At 65.0% G+C, this 14298-nt stretch carries 13 protein-coding genes, 1 tRNA gene and 1 pseudogene; 9 read left to right on the top strand and 6 right to left on the bottom strand.

Features of this window, described 5'->3' with window-relative positions; all coding sequences use genetic code 11:
• The first annotated feature begins 64 nt into the window (after positions 1 to 64).
• The 4 genes from yjjJ (at position 65) to ACZK3W_RS19515 (ending at position 3129) form a co-directional block, all read left to right on the top strand.
• The gene (gene yjjJ / locus ACZK3W_RS19530; protein ID WP_285303466.1) at positions 65 to 1465 is read left to right on the top strand and encodes a type II toxin-antitoxin system HipA family toxin YjjJ; all 1401 of its coding nucleotides are present in this window, start codon (positions 65 to 67) and stop codon (positions 1463 to 1465) included.
• A gap of 124 nt (positions 1466 to 1589) precedes the next feature.
• Positions 1590 to 1665 (top strand) — tRNA-Ile (locus tag ACZK3W_RS19525).
• 69 nt (positions 1666 to 1734) lie between these two features.
• A complete protein-coding gene (locus ACZK3W_RS19520; RefSeq protein ID WP_369353370.1) occupies positions 1735 to 2382 on the top strand; it encodes a hypothetical protein in 648 nt (215 codons plus the stop codon).
• Positions 2383 to 2442: 60 nt separating this feature from the next.
• A complete protein-coding gene (locus tag ACZK3W_RS19515; RefSeq protein ID WP_329913775.1) occupies positions 2443 to 3129 on the top strand; it encodes a hypothetical protein in 687 nt (228 codons plus the stop codon).
• 24 nt (positions 3130 to 3153) lie between these two features.
• Here the strand turns inward: ACZK3W_RS19515 and ACZK3W_RS19510 are convergent, their stop codons facing one another.
• Positions 3154 to 3546 (bottom strand): DoxX family protein, encoded by a 393-nt coding sequence (locus ACZK3W_RS19510; RefSeq protein ID WP_121504312.1) that lies wholly within the window; start codon positions 3544 to 3546, stop codon positions 3154 to 3156.
• 118 nt (positions 3547 to 3664) lie between these two features.
• Here ACZK3W_RS19510 and ACZK3W_RS19505 point away from each other — a divergent pair, with 118 nt between their 5' ends.
• Positions 3665 to 4084 (top strand): H-NS histone family protein, encoded by a 420-nt coding sequence (locus tag ACZK3W_RS19505; RefSeq protein ID WP_012512202.1) that lies wholly within the window; start codon positions 3665 to 3667, stop codon positions 4082 to 4084.
• A 49-nt stretch (positions 4085 to 4133) separates the two neighbouring features.
• A complete protein-coding gene (locus ACZK3W_RS19500; RefSeq protein ID WP_197615586.1) occupies positions 4134 to 4541 on the top strand; it encodes a hypothetical protein in 408 nt (135 codons plus the stop codon).
• 21 nt (positions 4542 to 4562) lie between these two features.
• Here the strand turns inward: ACZK3W_RS19500 and ACZK3W_RS19495 are convergent, their stop codons facing one another.
• Positions 4563 to 5204, bottom strand: a complete 642-nt coding sequence (locus ACZK3W_RS19495; protein ID WP_049461990.1) for a glutathione S-transferase family protein — start codon at positions 5202 to 5204, stop codon at positions 4563 to 4565.
• 127 nt (positions 5205 to 5331) lie between these two features.
• Here ACZK3W_RS19495 and ACZK3W_RS19490 point away from each other — a divergent pair, with 127 nt between their 5' ends.
• Positions 5332 to 5748, top strand: a complete 417-nt coding sequence (locus ACZK3W_RS19490) for a hypothetical protein (protein WP_478450206.1) — start codon at positions 5332 to 5334, stop codon at positions 5746 to 5748.
• A gap of 7 nt (positions 5749 to 5755) precedes the next feature.
• Here ACZK3W_RS19490 and ACZK3W_RS19485 read toward each other — a convergent pair whose 3' ends face one another.
• A complete protein-coding gene (locus ACZK3W_RS19485; RefSeq protein WP_478450205.1) occupies positions 5756 to 6559 on the bottom strand; it encodes an AraC family transcriptional regulator in 804 nt (267 codons plus the stop codon).
• A gap of 65 nt (positions 6560 to 6624) precedes the next feature.
• On the opposite strand from ACZK3W_RS19485, the gene ACZK3W_RS19480 reads away from it, so the two are divergent.
• A complete protein-coding gene (locus ACZK3W_RS19480; RefSeq protein ID WP_253143463.1) occupies positions 6625 to 7518 on the top strand; it encodes a DMT family transporter in 894 nt (297 codons plus the stop codon).
• Between the two features lie 8 nt (positions 7519 to 7526).
• On the opposite strand, the gene ACZK3W_RS19475 is transcribed toward ACZK3W_RS19480, so the two are convergent.
• Together ACZK3W_RS19475 and ACZK3W_RS19470 are read right to left on the bottom strand one after the other, a co-directional pair.
• Positions 7527 to 8555 carry a hypothetical protein gene (locus ACZK3W_RS19475; protein ID WP_478450204.1) on the bottom strand — a complete coding sequence of 343 codons (1029 nt, stop codon included), beginning with the start codon at positions 8553 to 8555 and terminating at the stop codon, positions 7527 to 7529.
• A 258-nt stretch (positions 8556 to 8813) separates the two neighbouring features.
• Positions 8814 to 11650: pseudogene (locus ACZK3W_RS19470) on the bottom strand (TonB-dependent receptor).
• Between the two features lie 554 nt (positions 11651 to 12204).
• Between ACZK3W_RS19470 and ACZK3W_RS19465 the strand changes: the two are divergent.
• Positions 12205 to 12657: a PA2169 family four-helix-bundle protein gene (locus ACZK3W_RS19465; RefSeq protein ID WP_005419568.1), complete on the top strand. Its 453-nt coding sequence runs from the start codon at positions 12205 to 12207 to the stop codon at positions 12655 to 12657.
• An 85-nt stretch (positions 12658 to 12742) separates the two neighbouring features.
• Here ACZK3W_RS19465 and ACZK3W_RS19460 read toward each other — a convergent pair whose 3' ends face one another.
• Complete coding sequence (locus tag ACZK3W_RS19460; RefSeq protein ID WP_478450203.1) at positions 12743 to 14233, bottom strand: MFS transporter; 1491 nt, start codon at positions 14231 to 14233, stop codon at positions 12743 to 12745.
• Positions 14234 to 14298 lie beyond the last annotated feature (65 nt).

The following is a 14298-nucleotide window of genomic DNA, read 5'->3' as shown; positions in this document are numbered from 1 at the left end:
CCGCGCTTGCAGTCCCGCTTTTTTGATGCTAATTACGTAACAAATTTCGTATTACGTAATGCACATGCCACGCGCTCAACGCCCACAGGTACTGGATCTGATCGCTCAGCTGGCCCCCGGCCAGCCGCTACCTGCCGCGGCGCTGGCCGAACGTCTGGGGGTGGACCGGATGGCGCTCAGCCGGCTGGTGGCCGCCAGTGGCCCGCAGGTGGTGCGCATGGGCAGCACCCGGGCAACCGCCTATGCGCTGCGGCGGCCCACCCGGGCCGGCAGCGAATGGCCGCTGTACCGGTTGCGCGAAGATGCGACGCTGGAGGAGCTGGGGCGGGTAATTGCGCTGGTAGGAGGCGGCTTCCACGTCGATGCCGGGCCTGACTGCCCGAACCTGCGACGCGCGCCCGAAGGTGACGTTGCCGCCTTCTTTCCTGACTTGCCGTGGTACCTGGATGACCTGCGACCGCAGGGATTTCTTGGTCGCAGCTTCGCCCATGGCCGTGCGCAGGCGCTCGGCCTGCCGAAGGACCTCAAGAGCTGGCAACCGGACGATGTGTTGATGGCCCTGGTAACCGCTGGCGGGACTGAAGCGGGCGATCTGCTGCTCGGTACCGCCGCCGTGGAGGCGGCGATGGAGACGTTGCAGGTGCCGATCGATCGGGTTGCGGCCGACGATCGTCTTGCACAGTATCGCGAGCGTGCGCGTGCTGCGCTGGACGGAGAGGACGTGGGCTCCTCGCCGGGTGGCGAGCAACCCAAGTTCACCGCCACCGTAGAGGACTACGGCAGGCGCCGCTCGGTCCTGGTCAAGTTCGCGCAGCCCGATGAAGGCGCCGCCGCCCAGCGCTGGAGCGATCTGCTGGTCTGCGAACATCTGGCGCTTGAGGCCCTGCGCGAGTCCGGACAAGCCGCGGCGTCCAGCGAACTGCTGCAGTCGCCCACGCACACCTTCCTGGAAATCGAGCGCTTCGACCGCACGCCCGATCTGCTGGGGCGGCGAGGCCTGGTCTCGCTGCTGTCGCTATCGTCTGCGTTCACCGGCGAGGTCACCCCAGCGTGGCCGGTTGCAGGCGCCGAACTGCGTGATCAAGGCTGGCTGACGGCCGACACCGTGCAGGCGATGGGTCGACGCCATGCGTTCGGGCGGCTGATCGGCAACAGCGACATGCACCACGGCAACATCGCCTTCCACTTCATTGATCGCGGCCCGCTGCCGCTGGCGCCGGTCTACGACATGCTGCCGATGTCGCTGGCGCCGTCAAAGCTGGGCGTGTTGCGCGCGGACGAGCCGCTGTCGCCGGTCGCGCCGCTGGGCAGTGGTGATCTGCAGCATCTGCGCTGGGCGGCACCGGTGGCTGAAGCATTCTGGCAGTGCGTGGCTGTTGACGGGCGGATCCAGTCGCCGGCAATGCGGTCGTTGGCGGGGGCGAACGCCGAGCGGGTGCGGGAGATGGGCGCGCGGTTTGGGTGAGCCAGCTGTTGCGCAAGCCTGGGCGCGTGGCGTTGCGCAGCGATGGCTGAGGGTTTTTCAGTGTGTCTTGGCGCCGGCGGGTAGCCGGTTGAGCGCAGGCTCCACTACACTGTAAAGCTGCGCAGGGCCTATAGCTCAACGGTTAGAGCAGGGGACTCATAATCCCTTGGTTCCAGGTTCGAATCCTGGTGGGCCCACCAACCCAGCATGCATGAACGGCTGCTGGTCTGCCTTCAAGGCAACATCTGATCCACACGCAAGGATCGAACATGCCCGACACCCGCGCCCCGGTGGAAGACTTCACCACTGAAATCGAAGACAGCCGGCATCTGTTCGCCTGGTGCCTGGTGCGCTACGGCCAGATTCCCGAAGCGCTGGCAATCGAACAGGCACGCGAACGCTATCCGGACCAGGCCGCCGGCCACGAATACGAGCACGAACTGCTCTTCCACGACGAGCCCTGGCATTGGGCGATGCTGCATGTGCTGGGCGAAGGGTACTGGCACCAGAACCCGGAACTGTTGCAGCCGTCGCTGGAGTACGACACCGAATCGGACGCGCTGTGCCTGGCGCGCGGCGAGCCGATTCCCTTGCTGGATGAGGATGAGTATCTCGGTGCGCTTGCGCACGCGCGCCATATGCATGCGTGGACGTTGATCCATCAGGCAGGGATTGACGAAGAGCAGGCACAGCGGCAGGCGCTTGAGTACTACGCGTACTTTCCGCCGCATCATCGCTGGCGCATGTGCGTCCACGATGCGCGCGCTGCATGGGTCGACGTGATGAGCGTGCTGCACATCAATGACTACTGGAGCCGGCCCGAACTGCAGAGGCCGCCTGAGGCGTACTGGCGCGCGTCACGTGCATTCGCCCTGGCACAGGGGCTCCAGCTGCCGGAAACTCCGCCTCCCTCATGAGAGGGCGCTGCAAGGGTGGCATGATGCGGCTTCCGCCGATCCGTACGACAAGGAGCCCGCATGAAGCGCAGTGCCCGTATGTTCGTCGCCCTGACTACCCTTGCGGCACTGCCTGCCGCTGCCGAGCCGTCCGACTCACCCAAGCGCCCGTCGGTTGACACCCTGCAACGCCTGATCGTCGACAAGGCACCGCAGACGCGCGTAGCAACACCGGACCACGAGCGCATCACCGCACGGCGCATCGATATCGTCGATGACACGGGGGTGATCCGCATGACGCTGTCCGGAAAGACACCGGCACCGATCATCGATGGCCTGCAGTACAAGCGCGCCTTCAATGTGGCCGGCATGGTGCTGTACGACGACCAAGGCAGCGAACGCGGTGGCTTCGGCACCGCCGATGTCGACGGCGGCATGGCGGTGCTTGCGCTGGACCATCCGGCGATGGATGCGATCGGCTGGCGGGTATCACCCGATGGTGCGGTGAGTTTTTCGATCAACCAGGCGCCGAAACTGATCCGTGAGCCTGCATTGGGCAACAAGCTGATTCCTGGGGTGCAAGCACCGACCCGCATCGGTCTGGTGGTCGGGCCTGACGGCACGCCGGCCATTGCCTTGAACGACAAGGCAGACCGCACGCGACTGCGGCTGACTGTCACTGCGGAAGGCTACGGCGCGATCGAGTTCCTCGATGCGCAGGGCAAGGTGATCCACGCATTGGCGCCGGAGGCTGAACTTCGGCGCTAGCACGTGCGGGTCGCCGATCGGCGCTTACCCGCGCCGCCCCCTGCCATCAATGCTGTACCGCCCGGCCCCGGTGCAGGCCAGCAGCAGGAAGCCACCGGCCAGCCCCAGGTTCTTCAGGAACATGATCTGTTGGGTCTGGTCGGCGAAGTTGTGATGGAAGATGAAAGCGGTGACCAGGCTGAAACCCACCAGCACGATCGACACCAGCCGGGTCTGGAAGCCAAGCAGGATGCACAGTCCGCTGCCGATCTCGAAGGCGATGGTCGGCCAGAGCAGGATGCCGGGCACGCCCATCGCTTCCATGTAGCCCTGGGTGCCGCTGAGATCACCGAGCTTGCCCAGGCCGGAGATGAGGAACAGCGCCATCAGCAGGATGCGTGCAAGCAGGTAAGCGAGCGAATGGGATGAGTGGCTCACGTCGGTGTCCTCGGAGATGGCCGGCGAAGGCGATCGGAGCCCACGGGCAGTGAAGCCCGTGTCTACGCCAAGGGCAAGGCGCCTTGACAGCTGGCCGTCCGCAGGAGACCTTTCTCCCATGACGATTGATATTGAATCGCTCAGCCTTCGGGAGCTGGGCGCCTTGGTGGTTGCCGCTGAACAGCGGAAACAGCTGATATCCAGCCGCCGTCCGGCCAGTGCGGTACGGCGGATGTTGAAGGCCGCAGCAGCAGAAGCGGGGTATACCCTCGAAGAGTTGTTCGGCGGAGAGGCGAACGAAGAGGCCGCACCGCGCCGGAAACCGGCACGGCGCAGAACCGGGAAAGTGGCTGCCAAGTACCGTGACCCGGAGTACAAACGCCTGACCTGGTCCGGCCGCGGGCGCATGCCGCGCTGGCTGGCGTCCAAGGTGCAGAAGGGCCACAAGGTGACCGACTTCCTGATTCCCGGCCTGGCCCGGCCGACGGCGCGCAAGAGCAGCCCGATCGGCAAGCGCACGGTTTTCAAGAAGGATTGAACCTGCCGCGCTGCTACCCTGCCGGGGTCTTTGAACGAAGGAACACGGGATGGCACACGATGGCAGCATGACGATCTCACCCAGAGTCCTCTACATCGCGGCAGGCGCGGCGGTGCTGGTCAGCCTGCTGGCCTGGGCGGTGGAATGGAGCGGGATGGCCTATGTCTGCCCGTACTGCCGCGTGCAGCGCACGGTCATCGGCGTGCTGGGTGTGCTGACGCTGTTTGCACGACCGGGCGGCCTCATCGTGCCGTGGTTGTCGTATACCGCGGGCGGCTTCGCATTCGTGGTCGCGGCGATGCAGCACTTCAACGGCTGGAAGCGTATTTCCGCCGGAGATTTCAGCTTCAACGCGCAGTGGTATATCGACCCGTGGCTGCTGTCAGGTTGCGCGATGCTGATCCTGGTGGCGCAGCTGATGCTGGTGCAGGCCGCATGTCGGCGTAGTCTGCACTGAAGCCTGCCCACGGGCGTAGCGTCAGGCGTTCTGGAACACCGCCAGCTGCGCAGCAAACGCACGCTGGTAGGCGGGGCGCTGCGTTGCACGGCCCACATAGGCCACCACCTGCGGGTACTCATCGAGGAGGCCGCTGCTCTTCAGGCGCAGCAGCACCGAAACCATCATCAGGTCGCCGGCGCTGAACTCGCCCTCCAGCCACAACGCCGATCCCAACCAGGCGGACAGCTGCGCCAGCCGCATACGCACACGCTCATCGAGCATCGGCAGGCGCTGCGCATACCAGGGCTGCTCGTGCTCCAGCACCCAGGCCATCGAGCGCTCGACGATGGGCGGCTCCACCGTATTCAATGCAGCGAACACCCACATGATCGCGCGCATGCGTGCATCTGGATCAGCAGGAAGCAGGCCGGCATGCTGCTCGGCCAGGTGCAGCACGATCGCGCCGGATTCGAACAGGATCTGGCCGCCGTCCTGCCAGGTGGGGATCTGCCCGAAGGGGTTGCGGGCCAGGTGCGCGGGCTGCTTCAGCTCGGCAAAGCCGAGCAGCTGCACGTTGTAGGGCACGCCCAGCTCCTCCAGCGCCCAGCGCACGCGCATGTCACGGGCCAGGCCCTGGCCGCGGTCCGGGGAAGTGGCGAAGGCGGTGAGGATCGGGCACATCGTGGCACTCCTGCAGGTCGAAGGGCCTGCCTTTCCTGTTCCGACGAACGACGGGGCGGGAAATCGACACCCTTCCCGGGACGGCGGGCGATACACTGCCCGCCACCCACCACACCTGTGCCTCCTCATGTGGCAGCGCCGCACTTCCCTGGCCGAACTGCAGCAGCAACGCGATGTGCTGCAGGCTGAGATGGATGCGGACGCCCAGCGATGGGTCTCACAGCTTCCGCCGGATGATCTCGTGGCAGCGCTGATGCCGCAGTCGCGCCGGCTTCAGGAGCTCAATCAGCTGATCCTGCGGGCTACACCGCCGCGTGAGCTGATGAAGCGCCTGAAGGCGCTTGAGCGACAGCTGCTCGAACCCGGTACACAGAACGCAGGCGTGCGGAGGGGACTGGAAGATGAACTGCGCGATCTGCACCTCTATTTCAGCAATCCCCGCCGTCGCCCATTGACGGCAAAGGTCATTCTCATCCTGTTTGCCTGCGTTCTGGCCGCCTTGTTCCTGCCGAGGCTGCTTGTGGACCTGCTGATCGCTCTCTAGGCCGGCCTCACCCCGCCCGATGCAGCTTCCGGTACTGATCCGGCGTGCACTGCGCGTGCCGCTTGAACATCTCGGCGAAGGCGCTGACGCCGGAATAGCCCAGCTCCTCGGCGATCCGGCTGATCGGCCGGCGGGTGCACAGCGCCTCGGTGGCGCGCACGAACTTCACCCGTCCACGCCAGTCGCCGAGCGACATGCCCAGCTCGCTACGTGCCAGGCGTTCGAGCTTGCGCACGCTCATGTGGTGGCGCAGCGCGATTTCGGCAACCGATTCGGCCATCGACAGGTGTTTCTCCATGTACGCCATCACCTGCTTCAGTGCATCGCTGCTGGCGATCGGCAGGAAGCTGGGCAGTACGGCGGCATTGACGATCTGGTCGATCACCACGGCGGCCATGCGCCGCTGGGCCGGGGTCTGCGGATCGGTCACGCCCTGCCGTGCCAGTTCGTGCAGCAGCTCGCGCAGCAGCGGGCTGACTTCCAGTGCACGGCAGCGATCAGGCAAGCGGCGTGACAAGGCCGGCGACAGATAGGCCGAGCGGTAGGCCAGCTGCGAGCGGTTGCGCGAGTAGTGGGCCATTCCCGGTGGAATCCAGATCGCGTAGTACGGCGGGGACACCATCCATTCGCCGTCGATCTTCATCTCCATCACACCCTGCGCGACGAAGTTGAACTGGCCCCACGGATGGCTGTGCGTGCCCCAGTCCGTGGGCTCCATCGCACCCTGCCGGAAGTAGATCGGACCGGGCAGCTGGCAGAAGGTGGGGATTGGCTCCATCGGTTGCCGCAAGCCGGGGTCGGTGTGGCGCATTTTCGGGATGTCCTCGATATGCGCCAAGCGTACGCTGGGCAATCCCCCACGTACACCCGCGTTCCGTGAACTATCTTTTCCCGATCCTCGCCTGCCTGCTGTGGGGCGCGAACACCATCGTTACCAAGCTTGCTTCGGGCTCGGTCGGTCCCATCGACATCGGCTTCTTCCGCTGGCTGGTCGCGGCGGTGGTCCTGCTGCCGTTGGCGCTGCCACGTCTGCGCGAAAACCTGCCGACCGTGCGCGCCAATCTCGGGCGCTTCCTGGTGCTGGGCTGCCTGGGTGGGGTGATGTACCAGTGCCTGGCCTACTATGCGGCGCACTTCACCTCGGCCACCAACATGGGGGTGATCCAGGCGCTGATTCCGTTGATCGCGCTGGCGCTGTCGCGCGTGTTCATGGGCCATCCGGTGCGAGGCACTTCCATTCTTGGCGCGGTGATCTCCACTGCCGGTGTGGTGGCGGTGGTCTCGCAGGGCGACCTGGCACGGCTGGCGGCGCAGGGCCTGAACCGCGGCGACGCGATCATGCTGATCGGCGCATTGGCCTTCGCCGCCTACAACGTGCTGATGCAGCGCTGGAAGATTCCGCTGTCGGTGCTGGAGTCGCTGTTCCTGCAGGCCATCGCTGCATCGCTGATCCTGTTGCCGGTACAGCTGCTGGTCGGCACCGGGGTGAACAACCTCACGGCGGTCGGCTGCATCGGCTTCGCCGCCGTGTGCGCTTCGATCCTGGCGCCGCTGACCTGGATGACCGGACTGTCACGCCTGGGCGCTGCGCGCGTCTCTGGCTTCTTCAACCTGGTGCCAATCGTGACCGCCGCGTTGGCTGTACTGCTGCTGGGAGAATCGCTCAGTGGCTGGGTACTGGGCGGTGGCCTGCTGGCGGTGTCCGGCGTGGTGTTCGCCGAGTACAGCGCCAGGCGCGCCGCCGCAGTGCCGAGCGAGCAGCCCGCATAGGGCTTCGGTCATGCGGGATACGTGTCTCCGCTCAGCGCCTGTTCCACCCGCTGTTGCAGCGCGTCTGCATCATGGCTGCGTTTGCCCTGCAGGCTGAGATACAGCGAAAGCGGATCCACCACATCGCCAATACTGGTGAATGCCGGCGGATAGGCCCAGATCTGCAGCCGTGCGCTCTGAAGGCAGTCCGGGCCGGGCATGGGAAGTGCGCCCAGCAACCGCCACGCATCGATGTGCAGTGCGCGGGTGCCACCGATCGGGGGCGGTGACGTTTCAGCAAGCGCATCGAGGCCTGCCATCGGCGCCGGATGCCCCGCATCGCGGAGTGCCTCGGCGGTCGAGCCCCAGCAGACATCCACTTCCTTCAGGATGGGGGAACGCAGGAACGGCTGTGCCCTGGCCCAGACCTCGTCGCGGTTGCCGGCCAGCTTCAGGAAGCGCTCGCGGCCCCCGGTGGAGCGTTCAACCAGGCCGCGACCGACCAGTTCGGCAGACAGGCGCGACGCCGTCATCGAGGTGTAGCCGGCGACGGCACTGATCTCGCGCGGCGACCACCAGCGCGACTGGCCGCTCAGCAGCACGTGGATCAGTACGGCCTGCGCCGAAGGCAGCAGCGAGATGGCTTTCTTCTCATGATCGGGGTCGTCGCGGAACTCAATGGCCAGGCTCGGCGCGAACAACTGGGTGTGCGGGACCACGAAGTCGATGTGGTTCTCGACCAGGAAGCGGCGCTGGGTCGGCGTGAGATAGGGCGATACGTACAGCACCAGTGCATTCGCTGCAGAGCGCAGGCAGCGCACATCCTGGATCACACGGGTGCTGGATTCGCCCGGCTCGCGGGCCACGGCGAGCATGGCGGGGGTTTCCCCGTACAGCATCAGCCCGGCGAGGTGGTAGCGCGATGCCATCGCGTGGGGAATGGCATGCAATGAAGCAAGTGGATGCACTGCCGAGGCGAGCCCGGGAAGAATCCTGCGCAGGTACCGCTGCGCGTCAGCGACCAGGTCGGTCAGGCCGGTGCGAACTGCCGTCGTCATCTCGTACTTCCCTTGCGGCGGCATGTCCGGAAGATCGGAACCCGGCCACACCGTCACATTCAGTGGTGAACCTGGAGACGGGTGTGCAGTGTCGGGGCGCGTGGCGATCCATGCGGTCCTGCTCCTTAGCCGTCATGACATCAAGTGTTGCCGGGAACCTTGGAGATTCCGTCGAAAAACGATGGAGATTGGGTGGAGGCGGTGTGCATCGTGGCCGGCGGACTCCCCTTCCGCCGGCCACGAGCACGGACCTGCCCGTCAGAAGCGCTGCGAGTACTTCACGTACACGGTGCGGCCGATATCGAAGCCGCCGTAATAGGGGAAGGAGCTGGACGGCTTGGAGAACATGATCGGGCCCTGGTGGTTGAACACGTTGTTCGAACCCAGCGCCACGGTGCCGTCCCACGGCAGCTTGTAGCTGACCTGGATGTCGTGGAAGGCATTGGAGCCGACCTTGCGCAGGGCATCCGGTTCACCGTAGGCGTAGCGGTCGGGCAGGGTGCACGGACGGTTCGGTACGCAGTTTTCAACCATGCCGGAGTAGTAGCGCACGGTGTACTGCGTGCTGAAGTTGCCGAGCTGCCAGTTCACACCCAGGTTCGAGCGCAGGCGGGAAATGCCCGGCTGGCCGATCCGGCCCATCATGATCGTATCGCCGGCCGAGTTCTGGTTCTCCTCGTCGTACTTGGAGACATAGCTGTTCTGCAGGTCGATGGTGAAGCGGCCGAACGAGAACTCGGGCAGGCGGTAGCGGATACCCAGGTCCCAGCCTTCGGTTTCCATCGAGCCCAGATTGGCCAGACCGTAGAACATGCTGGTGATGTGGCCATCGCCAGCGCGCTTGACGCTGCCACAACGCGAAGCGTTGCCGAGCACGTAGCAGTCACGCAGGATGCGGTCGACGCTGTCCTGGATGATCATGTTGGTGATCTTGTAGCTGTACCAGTCGAGGTTGATGTCCAGCCCGTCCACCCAGCGCGGGCTCCAGACCACGCCCACGGTCTTGCTCTTGGACTCTTCCGGGCGCAGCTTCGGATCGGAGCCGGTGGTGAACTCGTCAGGCGTGGCGCACGGATAGCTGGCGCAGGGCTTCAGGCTCTGGTTCAGCTGCTGGTAGCCCAGCGGGACGCCGGCGGCGTTGCAGGCGGCATTGCCGTTGACGCTGTTGGTGGCGCCGATGCCGCACGGGTCGACATAGGTTTCGAAGCTGGTTCCCAGGCCGCCATACAGATCGGAGATGCTCGGTGCGCGGAAGCCTTCGGCGAAGGTGCCACGGATCATGAGCTCTTCGATCGGACGCCAGGCGAAGCTCGCCTTGGAGTTGGTGGTGCTGCCGAAGTTGCTGTAGTCGGAGTAGCGCGTAGCCAGGTTCACGGTCAGTTCCTTGGCGAACGGCAGGTCGCGCAGGATCGGCACGTTCACTTCGGCGAAGAACTCGTTGAGGCTGTAGTCACCGGCGGTGGTGGATGCGCCCAGTGCAGTGCTCTGGCGCGACTGGGCGAAGGCATCGGGCACGAAGCGGCCTTCTTCCTTGCGGTACTGATACCCCAGGGCGACGGACAGGTCACCGGCAGGCAGTTCGATCACCGGGCCGGAGATGTTGGCGAAGTAACTGCGGGTCTTGGTGATGCCGGTATCGTTGAACGTCGGGAACAAGAAGCGCTGCAGTTCGGGATCGGAGAGAGAGCCAGCCCCCGCGACCCCGAACGGCAGCAAAGGATTCCAGGCCAGACAACCCGAGACCGGCGATGCCGCCGTGCCACACCGGGCCACACCGTTGGCATCGAGGTAGGAGGGCCCCAATGCCTGCCGGGAAGCGATCAGGCTCATGTCGCCACGGCCTGTTTTTGTAACTTCATTGCGGTTGAACAACGCGCCGACTTCCCAGTCGTACGTCTTGGTCCCCAGCTCGAAGTAGCCGGACAGACTGGGTGCAACCCGCAGCGACTTCAGCTTGCTTTCGGTCGTGCGCGGCACTTCCCACAGGCGGCGATTGAACGCGATGCCGTGGTCGAGCGGGTTGAATACGCTGGCCGCGTCCAGGGGCGTGCCGAACTTGGTCGACTGGTACGGGTAGCCCGCGATCTGCTGGTCGGTGGTGCGCTCGTTGTAGCCGATGTCGGCAGTGAACTTGATCTGGTCGGTCAGCGCATAGTCCGTGCTCAGGAACAGCGAGCGGCGCTCGATGCCGGTCTGCAGGTGCATCTGGTCGTTGCCGTTGGCGAACTCGGCCGGCGTGATCGGGTGGTAGTCGTTCGGATTCTTCGGATCGCCGCCACGATTGAGGGTCTTGAATACGGCATCACCGGTATTGCACTTGTAGAGCGCCGGGTCGCACCACGAACCGTTCTGGCTGATGTTGCTCCAGTCCGCGCCCGGGTAGTTGGGGCCGGCGCCGCCGTACCGGGAGAACTCCCGGTCGCGGGCAAACACCGGGTCTGACTTCTGGTATTCCAGTGCGAGCGTGTACCCGCCACGCTCCCCACGGGCGCCGGTGACCAGCGAGAACGTGCTGTCCTTGCCATCGCCCTGGCTGAACTGCCCGTGCTGCATGGACACTTCCAGGCCTTCGTAGTTCTTGCGGGTGATGATGTTGACCACGCCAGCGATTGCATCCGAGCCGTACAGCGAGGAGGCGCCGTCCTTCAGCACGTCGATGCGTTCCACCGCGCTCATCGGAATCTGGCTGAGATCCTGCAGGCCGCTGGTGGTCGCGCCGAGCCGCTTGCCGTTGACCAGAACCAGGGTGCGCGTGGCACCCAGATTGCGGATGTTGACGTAGTAGCCGCCAACGTTCTCGCCGGACGCCAACGCGCGCGCACGCGAGAGATGGTCGGCGCGCCGGTGGAGGTCAGGTTCTGCAGCAGGTCGGCGATGGTGGTGAAGCCCTGCTGCTCGATCATCGCGCGGGTGATGGCGATGATCGGCTGCTGCGTTTCGATATCCACGCTGCGGATGGCCGAACCGGTAACCTGGATGCGATCGAGGTTCTTCGGTGTTCTATCGCTGTCATCCTGCGCATGCGCGGCCGGTGACCAGGCCGCGGCCAAGGCCGTGCCCACTGCCAGGGAAAGCAGGGTGTACTTGTAGTGCATTTGGCTCTCTCCAAATCCAGTTGAATGGGTTTCCGCATCGCTGCGTGGAAACCGATCTGAAATCCCGCTGTGCGGAATCGGAAGGAACCTAACACTCCGTTTACAACTCGATTACGTTATGGACGCGTTATCGTCGCGCGCCGGATACAGCGTTCATGCACAGGCCATGCACGAAACCGCGACGCGCACCAAGGGTGCTCTGCTTCAGTCTGGCTGCGGGCTGATGACAGACTCCAGGAGACATCCGATGAATACCCCCGGCAAACCAAGACCCACGTGGAAGCAGTGGCATGTGCTGTTGCTGGTGCTTGCCATCGCACTGTTGGTGACGCTGATCATCGTCATCGCGCCATGGTGAATCGTCGGCGTTCTGCTCAGGTACTGTGAACGCGGAAATGCGACGGGATGAAGGAGTCAGGGCGCGTTGAGGGTGGTGATGCATGCATCAATTCGTACTCACCCAATCGGCACATTCAAACCTCCACAGTGGTCCCGAAGGCAACGCACTCGCGCTGTCATTCTCCATAGACCATCGAGCACACAGGAGCGATTCCATGAGCACCCAGTCCACCATCGAACACCGCCTCAACGATCTGATCGAGATCGCCCGCGACGGAAAGTCGTTCTACGAGGAAGCTGCGACCAAGGTGAAGGATGCCGAACTGTCGGCCCTGTTCACTCGTATTGCCGGCGTCAAGGGCCGCATCGTCGCCGCACTGAGTGGCTCCGTTGCTGCCAGCGGTGGCAAGCCGGCCGAGCACGGCACCGTGGTCGGTTCGATGCAGCAGTTCTATGGCAAGGTCCGCGCTGCATTCGGCGACACCAACTATGGTTACGTGGCCGAGCTGGAAGAGTCCGAAGACCGGCTGCTTGGCGCGTTCAAGGACGTGCTGAAGGATAACGAACTGCCGCCGGCCGTGCGCCAGGAAGTCACCCAGCTTCTGCCTGAAGTGCAGGAGTGCCATAACGTGATGCGTGCTCGCAAGCACGCCATGAAGGCGGCCTGACGATCATCGGCGGCCTTCTCCCCGGGGCCGCCACGGTCGGGGCAGCGTGGCTGCCCCGGCCATCTTTGCAACCAGCGCTCCAACATCATCGCCGCGTGGTGCTACGGCCCAGCAGCAACACCGCAAGGCTGGCCAGCAGCGCGGCGATGGCCGACGTCCACAGTGCACTGGCAAATCCATGGCTGTAGATCGCCTGTGCGAAGGCGGCGGTGCGCGCATCGGCGAAGGTGCCGGTAGCGATCGCATCGGCCATGGGCAGTACGTTGCGCGCGGGAACCGCCGCGGACAGTGCGCTGCGGATGCCCAGGCTCAAGGCACTGGACAGTACGGTGAATCCGAGCAGGATGCCGACAAAGCGCGTGGTCGCGCTGATGCCGGAGGCCATGCCGGCGCGCTCGCGCGGTGCCGCGCCGATGATGGCTTTGGATGTCTCGCCATTGAGGATGCCGCCGCCGGCACCGATCACCACCATTGCGACGAGTGCCAGCCACGGCAGGTGCTGCCACGCGGCCAGTCCGGCCACGGCATTGCCCGCGGCGGTGACCGACAGCCCGATCGCCAGCACCGCCGGACTGGTCAGATGGCGACCGAGCCGCCGGCCCACGCTGGGAAACAGCAGCATCGCCGCAGCGAACGGAAGCATGCCAGCACCGGCAGCCAGTACGCTCAGGCCGATGCCGTTCTGCAGGTACTGCGGCAGCATCGATGCCATCACCTGTGCGCTGACCGAATAGCCGACCATGGCAATGAGTGCGCCGACGAAACGCGGACTGGCCAGCAGCCCGAGATCGACCATGGGATGTGACCGTGCCCGTTCAACGATGACGAAGGCAACAGCCATGATGATGGCCAGGCCCAGCCCCATCAGCGCCGGGGCCGATGTCCATCCTTCTGCCAGTCCTTCCACCAGGAAGAACACGATGCCGAAGATGGCAGCGCTGAACGTGATGATGCCGGGTGGATCGAGCGGGCGGACCACGCTGTCTGACGACTCGGGTATCCAGCGCAGCGTGCCGTAGCCGAGCAGGCCCAGGAACGGCAGGATCGCGACGAACACCGCGCGCCAGCCCCAGAGTGCGGACAGCACGCCGCCGATCAGCGGTGAGAGCACCATCATCACGCCCATGGCTGTGCCCCAGAACGCCCATGCAGTGTCCTTGGCGGCCCCCTCGTGGTACGTGTGGCCGATGATCGACAGCGAGGGTGCCAGCAGAAAGGCCGCGCCAATGCCCTGCAGAGCCCGCGCCAGGTAGAGCAGGGCAGCACCGGGCGCCAGTGCACAGAGCAGAGAGGTGAGGGCGAACAGGCTGATGCCGATCAGCAGCACCCGGCGGCGGCCGTAGCGGTCGGCGACAGCACCGGCGGGCAGCAGCAGTGAGGTGAAGGACAGGATGTAGGCACTGATCACCCACTCGATATCCGCGAATCCAGCGTGCAGGTCACGCGCGATGCTGGGCAATGCGACCGCGACGGCATTGGTCTCCAGCACGGTCATCGTGCAGCCCAGCGAGGCCACCAGCAGGACCGCGTCAGGCAGCGTGTGCCGTGCAGGCGAAGGGGGAGGAGAGGGCGGCACCGGTCACTCGCAGGAAGGGGAGGACGGCCATTCCATCAATGATCGGTGTTTGTTTCATTCTCGGT

It is taken from the genome of Stenotrophomonas sp. 80084_Sma (assembly GCF_056481995.1).
This window is presented reverse-complemented; position numbering and strand designations above follow the sequence as displayed.

Coding starts and splice junctions, on each gene's coding strand:
- yjjJ (WP_285303466.1), top strand. CDS start 65: ATGCCACGCGCTCAACGCCCACAGGTACTGGATCTGATCGCTCAGCTG.
- ACZK3W_RS19520 (WP_369353370.1), top strand. CDS start 1,735: ATGCCCGACACCCGCGCCCCGGTGGAAGACTTCACCACTGAAATCGAA.
- ACZK3W_RS19515 (WP_329913775.1), top strand. CDS start 2,443: ATGAAGCGCAGTGCCCGTATGTTCGTCGCCCTGACTACCCTTGCGGCA.
- ACZK3W_RS19505 (WP_012512202.1), top strand. CDS start 3,665: ATGACGATTGATATTGAATCGCTCAGCCTTCGGGAGCTGGGCGCCTTG.
- ACZK3W_RS19500 (WP_197615586.1), top strand. CDS start 4,134: ATGGCACACGATGGCAGCATGACGATCTCACCCAGAGTCCTCTACATC.
- ACZK3W_RS19495 (WP_049461990.1), bottom strand. CDS start 5,204: ATGTGCCCGATCCTCACCGCCTTCGCCACTTCCCCGGACCGCGGCCAG.
- ACZK3W_RS19490 (WP_478450206.1), top strand. CDS start 5,332: ATGTGGCAGCGCCGCACTTCCCTGGCCGAACTGCAGCAGCAACGCGAT.
- ACZK3W_RS19485 (WP_478450205.1), bottom strand. CDS start 6,559: ATGCGCCACACCGACCCCGGCTTGCGGCAACCGATGGAGCCAATCCCC.
- ACZK3W_RS19475 (WP_478450204.1), bottom strand. CDS start 8,555: ATGACGACGGCAGTTCGCACCGGCCTGACCGACCTGGTCGCTGACGCG.
- ACZK3W_RS19465 (WP_005419568.1), top strand. CDS start 12,205: ATGAGCACCCAGTCCACCATCGAACACCGCCTCAACGATCTGATCGAG.